This is a genomic window from Aminobacter sp. MET-1 (genome assembly GCF_026521175.1).
GTDB lineage: Bacteria > Pseudomonadota > Alphaproteobacteria > Rhizobiales > Rhizobiaceae > Aminobacter.
Map to the genome: position 1 here is coordinate 28,991 of NZ_JAMSHL010000021.1, position 15,187 is coordinate 44,177.

General features: G+C 62.3%; 10 protein-coding genes and 1 pseudogene. All 11 read right to left on the bottom strand.

Annotated features, from left to right (window positions below):
- Nucleotides 1–20: 20 nt before the first annotated feature.
- Nucleotides 21–1,043 (bottom strand): putative 2-aminoethylphosphonate ABC transporter substrate-binding protein, encoded by a 1,023-nt coding sequence (locus tag NDO48_RS23525; RefSeq protein ID WP_267322459.1) that lies wholly within the window; start codon nucleotides 1,041–1,043, stop codon nucleotides 21–23.
- Nucleotides 1,044–1,308: 265 nt separating this feature from the next.
- Entirely contained in the window at nucleotides 1,309–2,148 is an 840-nt protein-coding gene (locus NDO48_RS23530) for a DMT family transporter (protein WP_267322460.1), read from the bottom strand.
- A gap of 160 nt (nucleotides 2,149–2,308) precedes the next feature.
- A pseudogene (locus NDO48_RS23535) lies at nucleotides 2,309–2,593 on the bottom strand (aldehyde dehydrogenase family protein); the annotation flags it as partial.
- A gap of 154 nt (nucleotides 2,594–2,747) precedes the next feature.
- Nucleotides 2,748–3,551, bottom strand: a complete 804-nt coding sequence (locus NDO48_RS23540; protein ID WP_018430962.1) for an ABC transporter permease — start codon at nucleotides 3,549–3,551, stop codon at nucleotides 2,748–2,750.
- The gene (locus NDO48_RS23545; RefSeq protein WP_018430963.1) at nucleotides 3,545–4,402 is read right to left on the bottom strand and encodes an ABC transporter permease; all 858 of its coding nucleotides are present in this window, start codon (nucleotides 4,400–4,402) and stop codon (nucleotides 3,545–3,547) included. Before NDO48_RS23545 ends, NDO48_RS23540 begins: the two co-directional genes overlap by 7 nt.
- A gap of 57 nt (nucleotides 4,403–4,459) precedes the next feature.
- Nucleotides 4,460–5,632 carry an ABC transporter substrate-binding protein gene (locus NDO48_RS23550; RefSeq protein WP_026227804.1) on the bottom strand — a complete coding sequence of 391 codons (1,173 nt, stop codon included), beginning with the start codon at nucleotides 5,630–5,632 and terminating at the stop codon, nucleotides 4,460–4,462.
- Nucleotides 5,633–5,696: 64 nt separating this feature from the next.
- On the bottom strand, nucleotides 5,697–6,767 hold the full coding sequence (locus tag NDO48_RS23555) for an ABC transporter ATP-binding protein (RefSeq protein WP_018430965.1): 1,071 nt from the start codon (nucleotides 6,765–6,767) through the stop codon (nucleotides 5,697–5,699).
- Between the two features lie 3 nt (nucleotides 6,768–6,770).
- Nucleotides 6,771–8,825, bottom strand: a complete 2,055-nt coding sequence (locus NDO48_RS23560) for a hydantoinase/oxoprolinase family protein (RefSeq protein ID WP_018430966.1) — start codon at nucleotides 8,823–8,825, stop codon at nucleotides 6,771–6,773.
- The gene (locus NDO48_RS23565) at nucleotides 8,822–10,504 is read right to left on the bottom strand and encodes a hydantoinase B/oxoprolinase family protein (RefSeq protein ID WP_245262425.1); all 1,683 of its coding nucleotides are present in this window, start codon (nucleotides 10,502–10,504) and stop codon (nucleotides 8,822–8,824) included. The genes NDO48_RS23560 and NDO48_RS23565 overlap by 4 nt, the downstream gene beginning before the upstream one ends.
- 135 nt (nucleotides 10,505–10,639) lie before the next feature.
- Complete coding sequence (locus tag NDO48_RS23570; RefSeq protein ID WP_157632935.1) at nucleotides 10,640–13,192, bottom strand: LuxR C-terminal-related transcriptional regulator; 2,553 nt, start codon at nucleotides 13,190–13,192, stop codon at nucleotides 10,640–10,642.
- A gap of 530 nt (nucleotides 13,193–13,722) precedes the next feature.
- The gene (phnY, locus tag NDO48_RS23575; protein WP_018430969.1) at nucleotides 13,723–15,177 is read right to left on the bottom strand and encodes a phosphonoacetaldehyde dehydrogenase; all 1,455 of its coding nucleotides are present in this window, start codon (nucleotides 15,175–15,177) and stop codon (nucleotides 13,723–13,725) included.
- Nucleotides 15,178–15,187: the final 10 nt, after the last annotated feature.

Below are 15,187 nucleotides of genomic sequence, written 5' to 3' on the forward strand. Positions count from 1 at the left end.
TCTGTCGAGGTGGCGAAAGATCAGCTCTTCGGCTCGGACTTCGAGTCGTAGCGCTTGGTCCATTCCTCAAGGATGGCGTTGCGGTGGTTGGCCGCCCATTCGAAGTCGTTCTTGATCATCCTGGCTTCGATGTCGGCGGGCAGGTGCGGCACCGGCTTGGCGACACCGGGCATGGCGACAACCGCATAGCCGACATTGTACATCTCGTTGGCCTTCTTGGAGACCGACCAGTCGAGCAGCGTCTTTGCGGCTTCTTCCTTGGACGTGCCGGCGACGATCGCGGACGCTTCCATGTCCCAGCCGATGCCTTCCTCGGGGATGATGATGTCGATGGGCGCGCCTTCGGCCTTCGACTTGGCGGCGCGGAACTCGAAGGAGATGCCGATCACCGTCTCGCCGGCGGCCGCCATCTTGCAGGGCTTGGAGCCGGAATGGGTGTAGGCGGCGACGTTCTGGTGCAGGCCGTCCATATAGGCCCAGCCATCCTTCTCGCCGAACAGCTGCAGCCAGCTCGACACGTCGAGATATCCGGTGCCCGACGACGCCGGGTTCGGCATCACCACATGGCCCTTGTATTCAGGCTTGGCGAGGTCCTTCCAGCTTTTCGGCGCGGTCAGGCCGAGCTTCTGGCCTTCGACGGTGTTGAAGCAGATCGAGGCGGCCCAGGCATCCATGCCGACCCAGCTCGGCGGGCTGTCGCTGTCGACGAAATTGGGCTTCAGCTGGTCGGCGCCCTTGGGCGCATAGGCCTCCAGCATGCCCTCGGACTTGAGAACCAGAAGCGAGGTCGCGGCAAGACCCCAGACCACGTCGGCCTGCGGATTGTCCTTCTCGGCGAGCAGCTTGGCGGTGATGACGCCGGTGGAGTCGCGGATGAAGTTCAGCTTGATGTCGGGGTGGTCCTGGTTGAACGTCTCGGCATAACGCTTGAGGTCTTCAGCCTCGATCGCCGTGTAGACCGTAAGCTCCGTCTCCGCCCAGGCCGCCGATGACATTAGCATCGTAGCGAGGGCGGCAAGCGCGAAGGATTTCTTCTGGTTCATTGAAATGAGCTCCCATTTGAATCGCTTAGGCACGTTCTGATTGGGAGAGGTCTTGCCGGGTCGCGTGTTGCGCTTGTACCCGTTTGTGCCTCGTCCATGGTCGATAGTGGGAACGAGGGGTCAATAAGTAAAATCTATTCTTTTTATGATCTGGTAGGCTGAGCTTATGCGATGCACAGGGTTGCGACAGGCATGTGACAAGGCTGCCGCTTGTTTGTGCAGCAGCGCAAAATCCACGACAAAGATGAGATAGCAGATCTGGAACTCAGCCGGAGAAGGCGAGCGCGATGACCCCGCAGGCGACGATGACAGCCGAGACGATTCGGGCTCGCCAGGGTCTTTCGCCGAAAATGAACAGGCCGATGAGGGCGGCGATGATGACGCTCGATTCACGCACGGCGGAGACCGCGCCCAGAGGCGCGATGGTCTTGGCGTAGATGACGAGACCATAGGCCGAGACGGCACCCAGGCCGCCGATGAGGCCGAGCCCGACCGTGCGCAGATCGATGGTGTGGGTCTTCCCGCGCCGGCGGAACAGCACGAACAGCGTCACCGGGAATTCGAGCAGGAACAACCAACCCATATAGCCGAACGGGCTGTCGGAGAGGCGCACGCCGATGCCGTCGATAACCGAATAGGAAGCGATCAGCACGCCGTTGAGCGCGGCGGCACCGACTGCCCTTGGATCGGCATGCGCCGCACCGCGCTGGAAGGCAAGGAAGGCGATGCCGAAAGTGATCGCACCGAGCCCGGCCCAGCCGAGCGGCGGCAGTGTTTCGCCGATCATCACATAGGCGCCGAAGGCCACCAGCGCCGGAGCCAGTCCACGCGCGATGGGATAGACCTGGCTAAGATCGCCCAGCCGGTAGGATTGGAACAGGAAGACGTAATAGCCGTAGTGAATGACGGTCGACAGGAAGATGTAGATCCAACTCGCATGCGATGGCGGCGTGGCGAAGAATACCAGCACAAGCCCAAGCGTGGCATGGGTGGCGGACACCGCCGCCAGGACGACGGCGCGGTCAGTTGCCGCCTTGACGACCGCATTCCAGCTCGCATGCAGGAAGGCTGCCACCAGCACGATGGTAAGGGCGAAGCCGGACATGGTTCAGGCTTTCGGCGACGTCAGGGGAAGCGGCGGGATGGGCAGCGTTCCGGTCGAATGCGACCGGGCAATAGGCAACAGCATTTCCCCTCCAAGCAAATGAGGGAGCGCATGCGCTCCCTCATCCACACTCATCTGATTTGCCGGCTCAAGACAAGGCTCAGGCCCGCAGCAAAGAGAAGGTCTTGACGTTGGTGAAGCTTTTCATCGCTTCGATGACACCTTCCTTGTAGCCATTGCCCGAGTCCTTGATCCCGCCAAATGGCGACATCTCGATGCGATATCCCGGGACTTCTCAGATATTCACCGTGCCGACCTGCAGGTCGGCGATGCATGTCTGCATGCGGCGGAAATCGTTGGTGCAGACAGCTGAGGAGAGGCCGAAGGCGGTGGAGTTGGACGGCGAGATCAGCTCGTCGTCATTGTCCGGGGCGCGCATGATCGGGCCATCGCGAGATCGGGTGCCTTGGCGAGGTCGTCGTCGGACAGGTGGATGGGGATGATCAGCGGATCATTGCCGCCGAGGTCCAGCACATGGCGCTTCTAGCCGGCGGTGCGGGTGTGCTGGCGGCGTCGATAAGCGGCGGGCGACCCGTGCCCTACCGCAGTTTGCGATCCCTGGCTCGCGCTGCCAGCAGCACGAACGACACAGCCAATATCGAGGCCAGGAAGATCGAGCCCGACAGGGCATAGATCGTCGGCGAGGCGCCTGAGTTCATCTTGCCGAACATCGCCAATGGCAGCGTGTTCTGCCGCCCGACCAGATAGAAGGCCCGGCCGAATTCGTTCAGCGACAGGAGGAATGAAAAGATGAAGGCGGCCACCAGGCCCGGCTTGATCAGTGGCAATGTCACGTCGACCAACTGGCGCCACCAGGAGGCGCCGAGGTCGGACGCGGCAAGCAGGTAAGAACGCCTGACGGCTGCCATACTTGTGAGGATGACGGTGAAGGCGAATGGCAGCGCCCATAACAGGTGGCTCGCCGCAACCGTGCCCCAGAACGGCTTCAGTCCGATGCGTCCGAATATGACTGAAAGCGACAGGCCCTGGATGATCCCTGGAACGAACATCGGCAACAGCACGAACATGAACCAGCGCGAGCGCCATTTGCCGAGGTCCATGTAGGCAAGGGCCGACAACAGCGCGAGACCGGTTGCCACCAGCGCGGTGATGGTCGCGACCAGGAGGGATTCCTGCAATGCACTGATGAGGGTGCGTTCCTTGGCGAGCGCGAAATACCAGGTCAGGCTGATGTCGGACAGCGGCGGCAGGGCGGGCTGCAGCGCCGGATTGAACGACACCGCCACCAGATAGAGCGGCGGCAGATAGATGATCGCCAGCCCTATCGCTGTCATCAGCCAGATGGCCGCCTTCAGCGGGCGGCTTTCGAAACCGGCTACCATGTGAACCCCTCGAACAGGCTGGTCAGCTTGAACAGTCGGTTGCCGATGAAAATCAGTCCGAACAGGATGATCAGCACCAGGGTCGAGATCGCGAAGGCCAGCGGGAAGTTCACAACCCGCATGACGTCGTTGATCATCACCGAGATCATCGATGCGGCAGCGCCGCCGAGCATCTGCACTTCCGTGGCCGACCCTGCCGCCATGACGAAGACGAAGAGGAATCCGGCAAATATGCCGGCTTGGGTGAGTGGCAGCAGGACAGAGCGGAAGGTTCGCCAGAAGCCGGCGCCGAGATCCTGGCTGGCGGCGAGCAGCGATGGCTCGACGCGTTGCATCGACAGGATCAGCGGAAAGATGACGAATGGCAGGTATGAGGCGACGAGGCCGACATTGACGGCAAAATTGGAGAACAGGAGCCAGTCGAGCGGCTGGTCGACAATCCCGAGATCCAACAGCCAGCCATTGATCAGGCCGTTGCGGCCGAGCACCAGCCGCCAGGAAAAGGCGCGGATCATGTATGAGGTGAAGAATGGGATGGTGAACAGCGCCATGAGCAGCAGTGCCATGCGCCTGCTTGCCAGAAAATGCACTGCCATCGCGGCGGGATAGCCGATGATGACGCATATCGCGGCGGTCAGGAACGCCTTGCCCAGCGATCCGACGATGACGCTCCAGCGCCCGGCCTCGAGTATCGCTTCATAACCAGCCAGACTGAACTCCGGCCTGATCCAGTAGGTTGCGGGGTCCCAGGTCCAGAAACTCCAGACGAGGATGACGATCAGAGGCACGAAACCCAGCAGCAGCACGACGAGTGCGGTGGGGAGTGCGAGTAGCAGGCCGGGCGATTTCATCTGGGTTCCAGAAAAAAGGCGGGGGAGCGCGAACCGCTCCGCCGCTGTTGGTCGCAATCAGGCGTTACGCAGCTTCTGCCACCATTCTTCGTAGAGCTGGAAATTGTCCGGGCGCGTGTTCTGCCAGGCGACCTTGCCGCTGAACTTGGCCTTGACGTGCTCGGCCAGTGCCTTGACCTTTGTCGGGTCGAACTGGCTCGCATTTGCCTCGGCGTAAGCAACATTGCGATCGCTCGGCACGACGTAGCCCCGCTGTTCGCCAAGCGTGCAGCCATAGAAGCCGTCGAGCAGCCAATTGGCGAACTTGTGGGCGTCGTCGCCAAGGCCGCGGTCGACCGCACCCTTGAGCAGAACCAAGTTGTTGCCCCAGCCTTCGTAGCCTTCGACGGGCGCTGCGTACTCGACCTGCAGACCGCGCTTGCGACCTTCGTAGACGATGGGCTCCCACCCCGTCATGGCCAGCACCTCGCCATCGCCGACAAGCTGCACGCCTTGCTCCCAGCCGCTCCAGAAGGTGCGGAACTGGCCATCCTTCTTGTGCTTGATGAGGAACTCCATCACCAGGCCAAGCTCGTCCGCGGTCAAGTTGCCCGGATTGCCGATCTTCTGGTTCTCCGTCTCTTTCAGGTACATGGCTGCAAAGACGGCGCTGTTGATCCAGGCGTCTTCCATTGCCACCTGGCCCTTCAGCTTCGGATCGAAGATGACGCCGTAGCTGTCGACCTTGCCGAGCTTGTCGGGGCGATAGATGATCGAGTCGGCGTTGATGACGGCCGGCAGGCCGTACTGCTTTCCGTCATGATGCAGGTAGGGGATGTCTTTCGCCCACTGCCAGACGTTTTCGTAGTTGGGGATCTTCGACAGGTCCCAAGGAACGATCGCGCCCTGGACTGCGAGTTCCTTCTCGGCGCCGCCCTGCAGGCCACCGATATCGAAGAGGTCGTTTGCGTTGCCGGCGACCAGTCGCGCAACGGCTGGGCCGGGGTCGTTGCCATTGTCGGTGAAGGCAACGTTCAGGCCCGCGTCGTCGGCTGCCCGCGACCAGGCGTCGCCGACGTCGAGCGTGCCGGTCGCCCAGAATGCCAGATCGCCCGCGGCCAGCGCCGACATCGGCCGAAACACGGATCCGGCAGCCAATGCCGCGCCTCCGGCCCCGAGCGTCTTGAGCAATTGACGACGGCTGATGTTGCTCGACATCGCGTCGCTCAGAGAATTTATGTTATTTGTCATCGCGTTACCCCTTCTTTTTATGAAAATTTTCTCAGGATGATCAGGTGTCACGGTTCGCCGCAGTTCAGGATGCGGGCACGGGCACCAAGGCGCCTCCGGCGAATTCGAGTCGTACCGGATTGCCTGGTTCGGGCCAGGCCTCGGCGAACTCGACCGGGATCTCGGCGTCGAGCTTCTGGCCATCGCCAAGCTCCAGATAGAAGTCGAAGAACCGGCCGCGAAACTGGCGTCCAGCCACGGTCGCAGCAAGTGAGCTACCGGGCGCTGCATGCACGTTCGCGAGCGAAATGCGGTCGGGACGAACCGCCAGGAGTCCCATTTCCCCGACGTCGCGAGCGCCTGGCAGAACCAGCCGCTCACCGGCTATGACGGCGACAGTGTCGCCGCCGCTGCGTTCGAGCCTTTCGGGCTTGAGGACGCGTTCCATGCCAACGAAGCGTGCGACGAAATCATTGGCGGGAGTGGCAAAGAAGTCGGCCGGCCGTCCCACCTGTTCGAGCCTGCCCTTGTGCATGATCGCCATGCGGTCGCTGAGGCTCAGCGCTTCGTCCTGATTGTGGGTGACCAGCACGAAGGTCGAACCGGTTCGCTGGTGCAGCCTGCCGAATTCATCGCGCATCTGCTGGCGCAGTCTTTCGTCGAGCCCGGTCAAGGGTTCGTCGAGAAGCAGGATGCCCGGCTCCATGACGAGCGCGCGTGCCAGAGCGACCCGCTGCCGTTGCCCGCCAGAGAGCAGATTGACGTTGCGCTGGGCAAATCCTGCCAGATCGACCAGCGCAAGCGTGCTGTCTACGCGCTTCTTGCGTTCAGCGGCGGCCACACCCTTCACCTTCAACCCATAGGCGACGTTGTCGCCCACGGTCATGTGGGGGAACAAAGCGAGGTCCTGGAAGACGGTGTTTGAAGGGCGGCGGTTGGCCGGCAGGTCGGTGACGTCCTGCCCATCAAACAAGACACGGCCGGTGGTGGGGCGATCAAAACCCCCGATCAGTTTCAGCAGCGTGCTTTTTCCCGAACCCGACGAGCCGAGTAAGGTGAAGAATTCGCCGGCCTCGATCTTGAGACCCACGCGCTCCAGGGCTTTGACCGTGCCAAAGGTCCTGGTTACGTCGTCAATTCCAATCGAGATGGCCATGGGCTAGCGGACCTCTTCGGTGATGACCATGATGCCCCGGTCGGTGACCTCCAGGACTTGCCCTGCATGCACGAGCGTTGTCGTGGTGGGCTCCTCGACAAGCAGCGGGCCACTCAGGCGCTCACCGCAGGGCAGGCCGTTACGATCATAGACAGCGCACAATTTCCAGCCGCCATCGTTGCCGAAATAGACTTTGCGTTCGCCTTTTCGTGCCTTGGCGACAGTGCGGCCGTCATTGTCGATCGGCGGGCAGTCGATGACGTTGCCGGCGATCTCGGCCTGAAGATGCAGGTTCGTCACCTCGATGCGTGCATCGGGCAGGCGGAACGAATAGGCGGTCTCGTGAGCAGTGTGAAAAGCCTCGGCGAAATCGACGAGTTGCATCGACGGTGTGAACCGGGTCGATACGCTGTGCTCCTGTCCGTGATAGCGCATTTCCACGGTGTAGCTGAAGGTGACACCGTCCGTGCTGTCGCGGTCGAAATAGGACAGCGCTTCGCCTTCCATGTCGGCGAAGAGTTTGGCCAGTTCGTCGAGTGACGAGGCGACGAGCGGCGAAAACCACGTCTTGCGAATGTCCGCGCGGGGATGCGCGGCCAGCATGCCCCAGGCCGAGAAGATGCCTGAATGCGGTGGGATGATGATCGATTTGGCGTTGAGTTCGCGACCGAGGCGAGCCGCCAACATCGGCCCGGCGCCCCCACTGACGACCAGAGCAAGATCGCGTGGGTCGTGACCGCGCTGGACGGTAACCAGCTTCAGTGCGTTGATCATGTTGGACTCGGCAACGTCGATGATAGCCTGGGCGACGTCGTCCACCGATAGGCCGAGTGGTCCGGCCAGCCTGGCGATTGCCTGCTGCGCGAGTTCGACGTCGAGGGTCATGGCGCCTTCGGCGAATGCGGCAGGGTCGAGTAGCCCGATGGCCACTTTGGCATCAGTGACAGTCGGCTCGGTTCCACCTAATCCGTAGCAGGCGGGTCCGGGCGCAGAGCCGGCACTTTTCGGGCCGACCCGCAGACCGCCGGCGGCGTCGATCCAGGCGATCGAGCCTCCGCCCGAGCCTATCTCGACGATGTCGACCACCGGCACCTGGACCGGGTAGCCGGGGAAGGTACGGGCCCATTCGAGCTTGTATTCGGCATCGAGATTGGGCTTGCCGTCGCGGATGAGCGTGCATTTTGCCGTGGTGCCGCCAACGTCGAGATAAAGCACATCCCTTTCGCCGAGGATCGCACCGATCCTTGCTGCGCCAGCCGCGCCGCCCGAAGGGCCGGATTCGACGAGGGTCAGCGGACTGGCGACGGCTTGCGAGAACGTTGCGACCCCGCCATTCGACAGCATGGCATAATAGGCCGAATACACGCCCTTGGCGGCAAGCGCCTTTTCCAGATTGGCGAAGTAGCGCTGGATAATCGGCTGCACATAAGCGTTGAGGGCAACCGTGTTGGTGCGCTCATACTCGCGCCATTGCCGCGAGATCTCGTAGCTGGCACAGACGGTGACATCAGGCAGCAGGTCGCGCAACAGCTCGGCGCAGCGCTTCTCATGATCCGGATGAGCGTAGCTGTGCAGAAAGATGACCGCTACGGCCTCAACTCCCTCGTCAAGGAACAGGCGTGCAGCCTCGCGCACGTCGTCTTCATTGAGCGGTTCGATGACCCGTCCGTCCGCGCCAACCCGTTCGCGGACCTCGGTCCGCAGCTTCCTGGGGATGAACGGTTCGGGGCTGTGGAACTGGAGATTGTAGAGATCCGGGCGGTTGCCTCGGCCGATCTCGAGCACGTCGCGGAACCCGGCTGTGGTGACGAGCGCGGTCCTGACGCCCTTGCGTTCGGTGATCGCGTTGATCACCGTCGTTCCGCCATGGGCGAAGAACCGGACCTTGTCCGTGTCCAGGCCGCTGGCACTCTCTGCGCGGTCGATCACGTCGAGCACGCCGATCGACTGGTCCTGCGGAGTGGTCAGGCTCTTTGAGGTGAAGACCTTGCCCGTCTTCTCGTCATATCCGACGAGATCGGTGAAGGTGCCGCCGACATCGGTTGCAAGTCTGATCATTTCGTCGCCGTGCCCCGGTGGTTGTATTCCGATGCCGCACGCTCTGCGCTGATGTAGCCTGAGCGGATGTCCTCGGCGATCGCGTCCCTGCTTCGCATCGCTGGATCGCCCCAGCCGCCGCCACCGCCGGTGGCGATGCGCAGCAGATCGCCCTTGACGACGCGGCGGTGAGACAGGCGGCCATAGGTGACGGTGTTCGCTGCCTTCTTGTCGACGACATCGAGCCGGTTGAGACTGCCGTCACCGCCGCCGTCCATGCCCCAGGGTGGCGTCCGCGAGCGGCCGAAGCCGCTGTGGACGTCGGCCTCTCCGGACAGAATCTCGTATTCACGCACGACCCCGAAGCCGCCACGCCACTGGCCTGCGCCGGCCCCGCCTTCGACATTGAGCGCGTAGCGCCGGACGTGGAGCGGAAACTTGGCTTCGATCAACTCGACCGAGTAGTTGTAGGTATCTCCGTCGGTCAGGGCGATGACCGCGCTTGCGCCGTCGCGACCGGGCGCGCCGCCCCAGCCGCCATGCTGTGGCTCGATGTGGATGAATTCCTCGCCGTCGGCAGTCCGGCCATTGATGTAGGTGACGCAGAGGCTGGAGTAGGAGCCGGCGGAGAAACGTTCAGGCATCAACGGTGCGAGGGCCTTCCACACGAGTTCGGAGGCATGGACCGAGCCTTCGTAGTACCAACCTGTCGGCGAGGGCTTCTGTGCCGTGAACACCGTTCCGTCGGGAGCGATCACCGAGAGTGGCCGGAACCATCCTTCGTTGGATGGCTCCTGCGGTGCCACCAGCGCCTTGAAAATGGTCTTCACGGCTGAACTGAGCGCCCCACGCGCGCAGTTGATAGGCCCTGCCGCGGCAGGTGGGCAGCCGGTGAAATCCACTTCCATGCGGCCACCCGCGATCCGGATGGCGACCTTCACTTCGATGGGATCGGTGGAAATGCCATCGCCGTCGATGATGTCGGTCGCCTCGTAAATGCCATCCGGCAGTGCCGCAATGACGTTTTGACTGCGCCGCTCGCTGACGTCGAGGAGATGATCAAATGCGTCCTGAACGGTAGCCGCGCCGTATTTCTCGACCATCTCCAGGATGCGGCGCTCGGCAATGCGCACCGTGGCAAGCTGCGCATTGAGGTCGCCCAGCGCGACTTCCGGCAGACGGACATTCTCGCTGATGATGCGGACAATATCAGGCAACAGCTTGTCGTCGCGCGCAATGCGGACGCAAGGCAGGCGAAGGCCTTCCTGGAACACCGAATTGGCGTCCGGAGGCAGGCTGCCGGGCACCGCGCCGCCGACGTCCAGCCAGTGAGCGACATTGATGGCAAATGCGATGATGCGGCCTTCGGCAAAGATCGGGCGCATGATGGCCAGATCGCAGGAATGCGTGCCTCCGGCATAGGGATCGTTTGTGACCAGTACGTCGCCTGGCGCCATGTCGTCGGCGAACCTCTCGACGAGGCTGCGAACCTGGGTGGCGAATGTACCGGTGAACAATGTGATGCCATTGGTCTGGGCAATCAGGTCGCAGTCGCGGGTGCAGATGCCGCAAGCGAAATCCAGAACCTCGTAGATGACGGGGCTCATGCTGGTCCGCGCCATCACGATGCCCATCTCGTCGACCATCGACAGTAGCTTGCCCTGGATGATCTCCTGGGTCACGGGATCGACGGCTCGCACTTGCTGCTCCATTCCGCACCTTTATGACTGCAGCGCCTATCTGCTGCCCAGACGGAAAGGTTGCATCGTGGAAGAAACTTGCCTACCCGACCAATCGGGTGGGCTGCCTGGTTAAGGCCCCACCCGAAATGATGGTTAGGCTAATAGTCCTAGCTCCCGCGCGACAGAGATGGCCGAGGTGCGCGAATGGACATTGAGCTTAGAGAAGACATTTCGGACGTGAAACTTCACCGTGTTTTCGCTGACGTCCATGTGCCGGGCTATCTCCTTGTTGGAGAAGCCGCCGCATATCAATGAGACGACCTTCAGTTCCTGCTGGGTCAGCGTATGCGGGGCGCTTGCGGGATCGGGCGCCGTTTCGGATGTGCCTTGTCCCGGAGCGGACGCATCTGCCGGTGCAAATATCTGGCCGACGCGCCGGGCGATCAGGCTGTCAGGGCCGGCCTCCTGCGCGCGGTGGCGCAGCAGGGCGAGCATTTCGGGACCCTCTTCGAAAAACGCCGCGCGGTAGGTTGCGCTGGGCAGGGTCAGCAGGATTTCGTCAAGCACGGAGGCGGTTCGCTCTGCCTTACCTGCCTTTATGCCAGCCAGCAGCGCCAGCAGGCGCATCCGGAGCATTCGAGGCACGCTGAAGGGACGCTCCTGCGCCACCTCCAGGCGTTGCAACATGTCCAGTGCGCGTTCCGTCTGTCCTTCCTGTATCCAGACCCGTACCCACAGCGTGGCCGGTACCTCGCCGCGCAGCCGGAATGAAAGCCGGTTGCGCTCGACGTCGAACGCCGTTTCCGGGCCGAGATCGAAACGGTCGGCAAAACGCTTGGCGCCCTGAATGTCGCCAAAGTGGATGATCGCACGCATTTGTTCGCGTGCGACCAGCCTTTGCAGGCGAGGAAAACCACGGCGCTGTGCGGTGCGCCTTGCCTGTTCGAGCACGGCGTCGACGCCGTCGAAATCGTTGCGGACTGTCCGTGCGCGAATGCGGGACAGATAGGCTGCCGCCAAAAGGTCGAACCAACAGTCGTTCTTTTCCAGATGCGGTAGCGACCATTCCAGGATGCGCTCAGCGCCATCATGTAGGCCACGCTCCGACAGGGTCTCGGCCAGCAGGACCTGGGCGATCGCGTCGAGGTCGCAACCCTTGCCGATGGCGTTCTGCGCGTCGCTAGCCAGGCGCTCGTAGGCCGCACTCGCGCCTTCCATGTCGCCGCGAAAGAACTGTGCCTGTCCAACATGGGCGTAGAGGTGCATCGCCCCGAAAAGCGCTCCTGCCTGGGTAAAGGACTGGATCGCCAGGTTACCGTGGCGCTCGGCGCGATCGAATTCGCTGCGTTCCAGGTATTGGAAGCACAGCAGGTTGTAGGTCAGCGCGCGCTGTACCGGCTCCGTCAGCTCGAGCAGCGTCAGGTCGCGCTCGAGTAGCGACAGGTCGAGGGCTTCGATGCGGTCGTCCCGGTACAGCGCCATGAGTGCGCCGATCAGGCGAATTTCGTTGACCAGGACACTGTCGGAGCGGTCAATTTTTCGATTTACGAGCTCGAAGTAATGACTTGCCAGCGTCAGGTTGCCACCTTTGGCAGCCGCGACGGCCAGTCCGAGAAAACTGCGTGGGAACTTAGCGGCTTCCGCCTCCGGCAAAACCGCTGCAAGTGCATGAAACTGCTGGAGCAGTCCGCGAGCACCGGCATAGACCTGCCGCCACCCTCCGGCATTTTCGGAAAGTTCTCCGGCAAGGCGGAAGTCTTCCGCATGCAAAGCGTGGCGAATGGCACTGGCCCAGTCACGGCGCGCCGCATACCAGTGTGCGGCACTGCGCCTGATCTGGTTGATATCCAGCCCGCGCAGGCGGGCTTCATGCATCAGGTATTCCTGGAACACCGCATGCAGCTTGAATTGCTTGTGTCCATCGTCCAACGCTTCGATCGGCAGGCCGCCGACGGCGATATCGGACGTCAGTTCTGCGGCCGCCGATGGATTGACAACTGCGCTCGCCAACTCGGCGCTGAAATAGGGCAGGGCCGCAACGCCGACCAGTGCCGATTGCATGGGGGCTGAGAGCGACGAAAACACCTGTTCGGACAGATAGCGCGCCATGTCGAGCTGGGTACCGCTGAACTCCAACAGGTCCCTATCGGTCACGGCCCCGTCACGCAGCAGCACGCGAGCCAGCTGCAGCGCCACGGCCCAGCCCTCTGTCTTGCGGACCAGTGCCTCGATCTGTGCTTTGTCGAGCTTGACCCCGGCCATGGCCAGCAGGTTCTGGGCTTCCCCGGCCGTGAAGCGCAAGTCGGCGGCCTTCAGATAGGTAAGCTGGCCATTCAGCTGCATAGCCGAAATCGCCAATCTCGGCTCCGACCTCGAGATGATCAGCAGCCTCAGGTTTCGTGCCTGTGGCGAAAACAACAGCCGCGCCAGCGTCGCGTCGTTTTCCTCGCTCTGGGCGAAATGATAGTCGTCGAGGAACAGGTATAGCGGACGGCGCAGCCGTTGCAGCTGGGTCAGGATGACCCCCAGAACATGCTGCTGCGACAGGTTGGAAAAATCCTGAGCAGCCGCTGGGACAATGTGGGCCGCCGTGAGAACGCCGAGCAGTCCGAGCAGGAAATGGGTGCCGTCGCGATCGTCGCCATCGAGCGCAGCCCAAGCGGTCTGATGGCCTTGTTTGCGCAGGTCCTTGTAACGCTGGTTCATCAAGGAGGACTTGCCGAAACCGGCCGGCGCAACGACCAGTGTAAGGCGACGGTCGCCGGCATCATCGAGCAGCCTCAGCGCGCGGACGCGCCTGACCTGCGCCATGCGCGCATCGGCGCCACCTTCAGAGATGTGTTCGGGCGACAACGCCACCATTCCTGCCAGGATCCAGCATCAACCAACGTTGCCGTTATGATGCGTGGTGGCGAAAATGTACACCTTGCGGCGTCAAGGCCGTGAAGTGCCGATTTGCGTTGGCGCCCCTGCAGCCAAAGCTCATTGCGGCGCTGATATGTCTGAAACCTCCGTCGGCCCAATGCAGGCGAAAGGTCAGAACTGGCGAAGAGGTTTCAACTCAGCGAAGGATGATCAAGAACCAGATGACGATATCAATGCAGCCGCCGAAAATCCGCAGTCGCGCCGGACACTGTCTGCGGCGGGAGCTGTCAATCAGCACCGGGCATCTAGTCCAAACAGCGAATATCTTGTAGGGCGGCCGCCTGTGGCTGCACCGACGGCCGCGTTCTAAGCTACCACGGCAAAGAGAAGGTCTTGACGTTGGTGAAGCTTTTCATCGCTTCGATGACGCCTTCCTTGTAGCCGTTGCCCGAGTCCTTGATCCCGCCAAATGGCGACATCTCGATGCGATATCCCGGGACTTCCCAGATATTCACCGTGCCGACCTGCAGGCCGGCGATGTATTTCTGCATGCGGCGGAAATCGTTGGTGCAGACGCCCGAGGAAAGGCCAAAGGCGGTGGAATTGGACAGCGCGATCAGCTCGTCGTCATTGTCGGGCGCGCGCACGATCGGGATAACAGGGCCGAAGGTCTCTTCCATGACCAGTTCCGACTTGTGCGGCACGCGGTCGACGACGATCGGTGGCAACAGAGCGCCCCTGCGGCCGGGATCGTAGAGCACCTCCGCTCCTTGCTCGGCCGCCATGTAGACCCTGCTTTCGAACAAAACGGCGGCCTTTTCGTGCACAACGGTGCCAAGATCCATCGATCTGTCCATCGGGTCGCCGAATTTGAGCTTCTTCGCCCGTTCGAGCACCATCGGCACGAAGCGGTCGGCGACACTTTCCTGGCACAGGATGCGCTTCACCGCCGTGCAGCGCTGGCCGGAGTTCTTGGTGGCACCAGCCACCGCAAGGTCGGCCGCCTTGGCGAGGTCGGCGTCGGACAGGTCGTTGAGGATGATCAGCGGGTCGTTGCCGCCGAGCTCCAGCACCTGACGCTTGTAGCCGGCGGTGCGGGCGATCAGCTTGCCGACCGGCACGCCGCCGGTAAAGGTGATCAGCTCGATGTTGTCGTTGGTGATCATCTCGGCGCCGATGTCGGCGGGCATGCCGGTCACGACCGACAGCATCTCCGGCGGCAGACCGGCTTCGTAAAGGATATCGGCGAGGATAAGCGCCGTCATCGGCGTCAGTTCCGTCGGCTTCACCACCACGCAATTGTTGGTGGCAATCGCCGGCGCCACCTTGTGCGCCACCATGTTGAGCGGGTGGTTGAACGGCGTGATCGCCGAGATCGCCCTGAGCGGCTCGCGGGTGGTGAAGATTTTCCGTGCCTTTCCATGGGGGGTCAGGTCGCAGGAAAAGATCTGGCCGTCGTCCTGGATGCACATCTGCGCCGACAGCGTGAACACATCATAGGCGCGGCCGACCTCATAGAGGGAGTCGGCCTTGGAGATGCCGAGTTCCAGCGTGATGACATCGGAAATCTCTTCCTTGCGCGCGGCAAGTGCCTCCGCCGTACGGAACAGGATCTGCTGGCGCTCGTAGCGTGTCAGCTTCGGCTTGTAGTTGGCCGCGATCTCGAAGGCCTGGCGGGCGTGCTCGGCCCGCCCCGCCGGCACCGTGCCGATCACCGCATTGGTGTAGGGGTAGTGGACGTTGACGACGCCATCGGCATCGACTTTGCGTCCGGCGATGCGCATCGGCTCGTGGCGCACCTTGAACGTTGTTTCAGCCTTGACCATCCTTGGTCCT

Bases quoted from the DNA above. Each gene is read 5' to 3' on its own strand.
- NDO48_RS23525 (WP_267322459.1), bottom strand. From the start codon at position 1,043: ATGAACCAGAAGAAATCCTTCGCGCTTGCCGCCCTCGCTACGATGCTA.
- NDO48_RS23530 (WP_267322460.1), bottom strand. From the start codon at position 2,148: ATGTCCGGCTTCGCCCTTACCATCGTGCTGGTGGCAGCCTTCCTGCAT.
- NDO48_RS23540 (WP_018430962.1), bottom strand. From the start codon at position 3,551: ATGGTAGCCGGTTTCGAAAGCCGCCCGCTGAAGGCGGCCATCTGGCTG.
- NDO48_RS23545 (WP_018430963.1), bottom strand. From the start codon at position 4,402: ATGAAATCGCCCGGCCTGCTACTCGCACTCCCCACCGCACTCGTCGTG.
- NDO48_RS23550 (WP_026227804.1), bottom strand. From the start codon at position 5,632: ATGACAAATAACATAAATTCTCTGAGCGACGCGATGTCGAGCAACATC.
- NDO48_RS23555 (WP_018430965.1), bottom strand. From the start codon at position 6,767: ATGGCCATCTCGATTGGAATTGACGACGTAACCAGGACCTTTGGCACG.
- NDO48_RS23560 (WP_018430966.1), bottom strand. From the start codon at position 8,825: ATGATCAGACTTGCAACCGATGTCGGCGGCACCTTCACCGATCTCGTC.
- NDO48_RS23570 (WP_157632935.1), bottom strand. From the start codon at position 13,192: ATGAACCAGCGTTACAAGGACCTGCGCAAACAAGGCCATCAGACCGCT.
- phnY (WP_018430969.1), bottom strand. From the start codon at position 15,177: ATGGTCAAGGCTGAAACAACGTTCAAGGTGCGCCACGAGCCGATGCGC.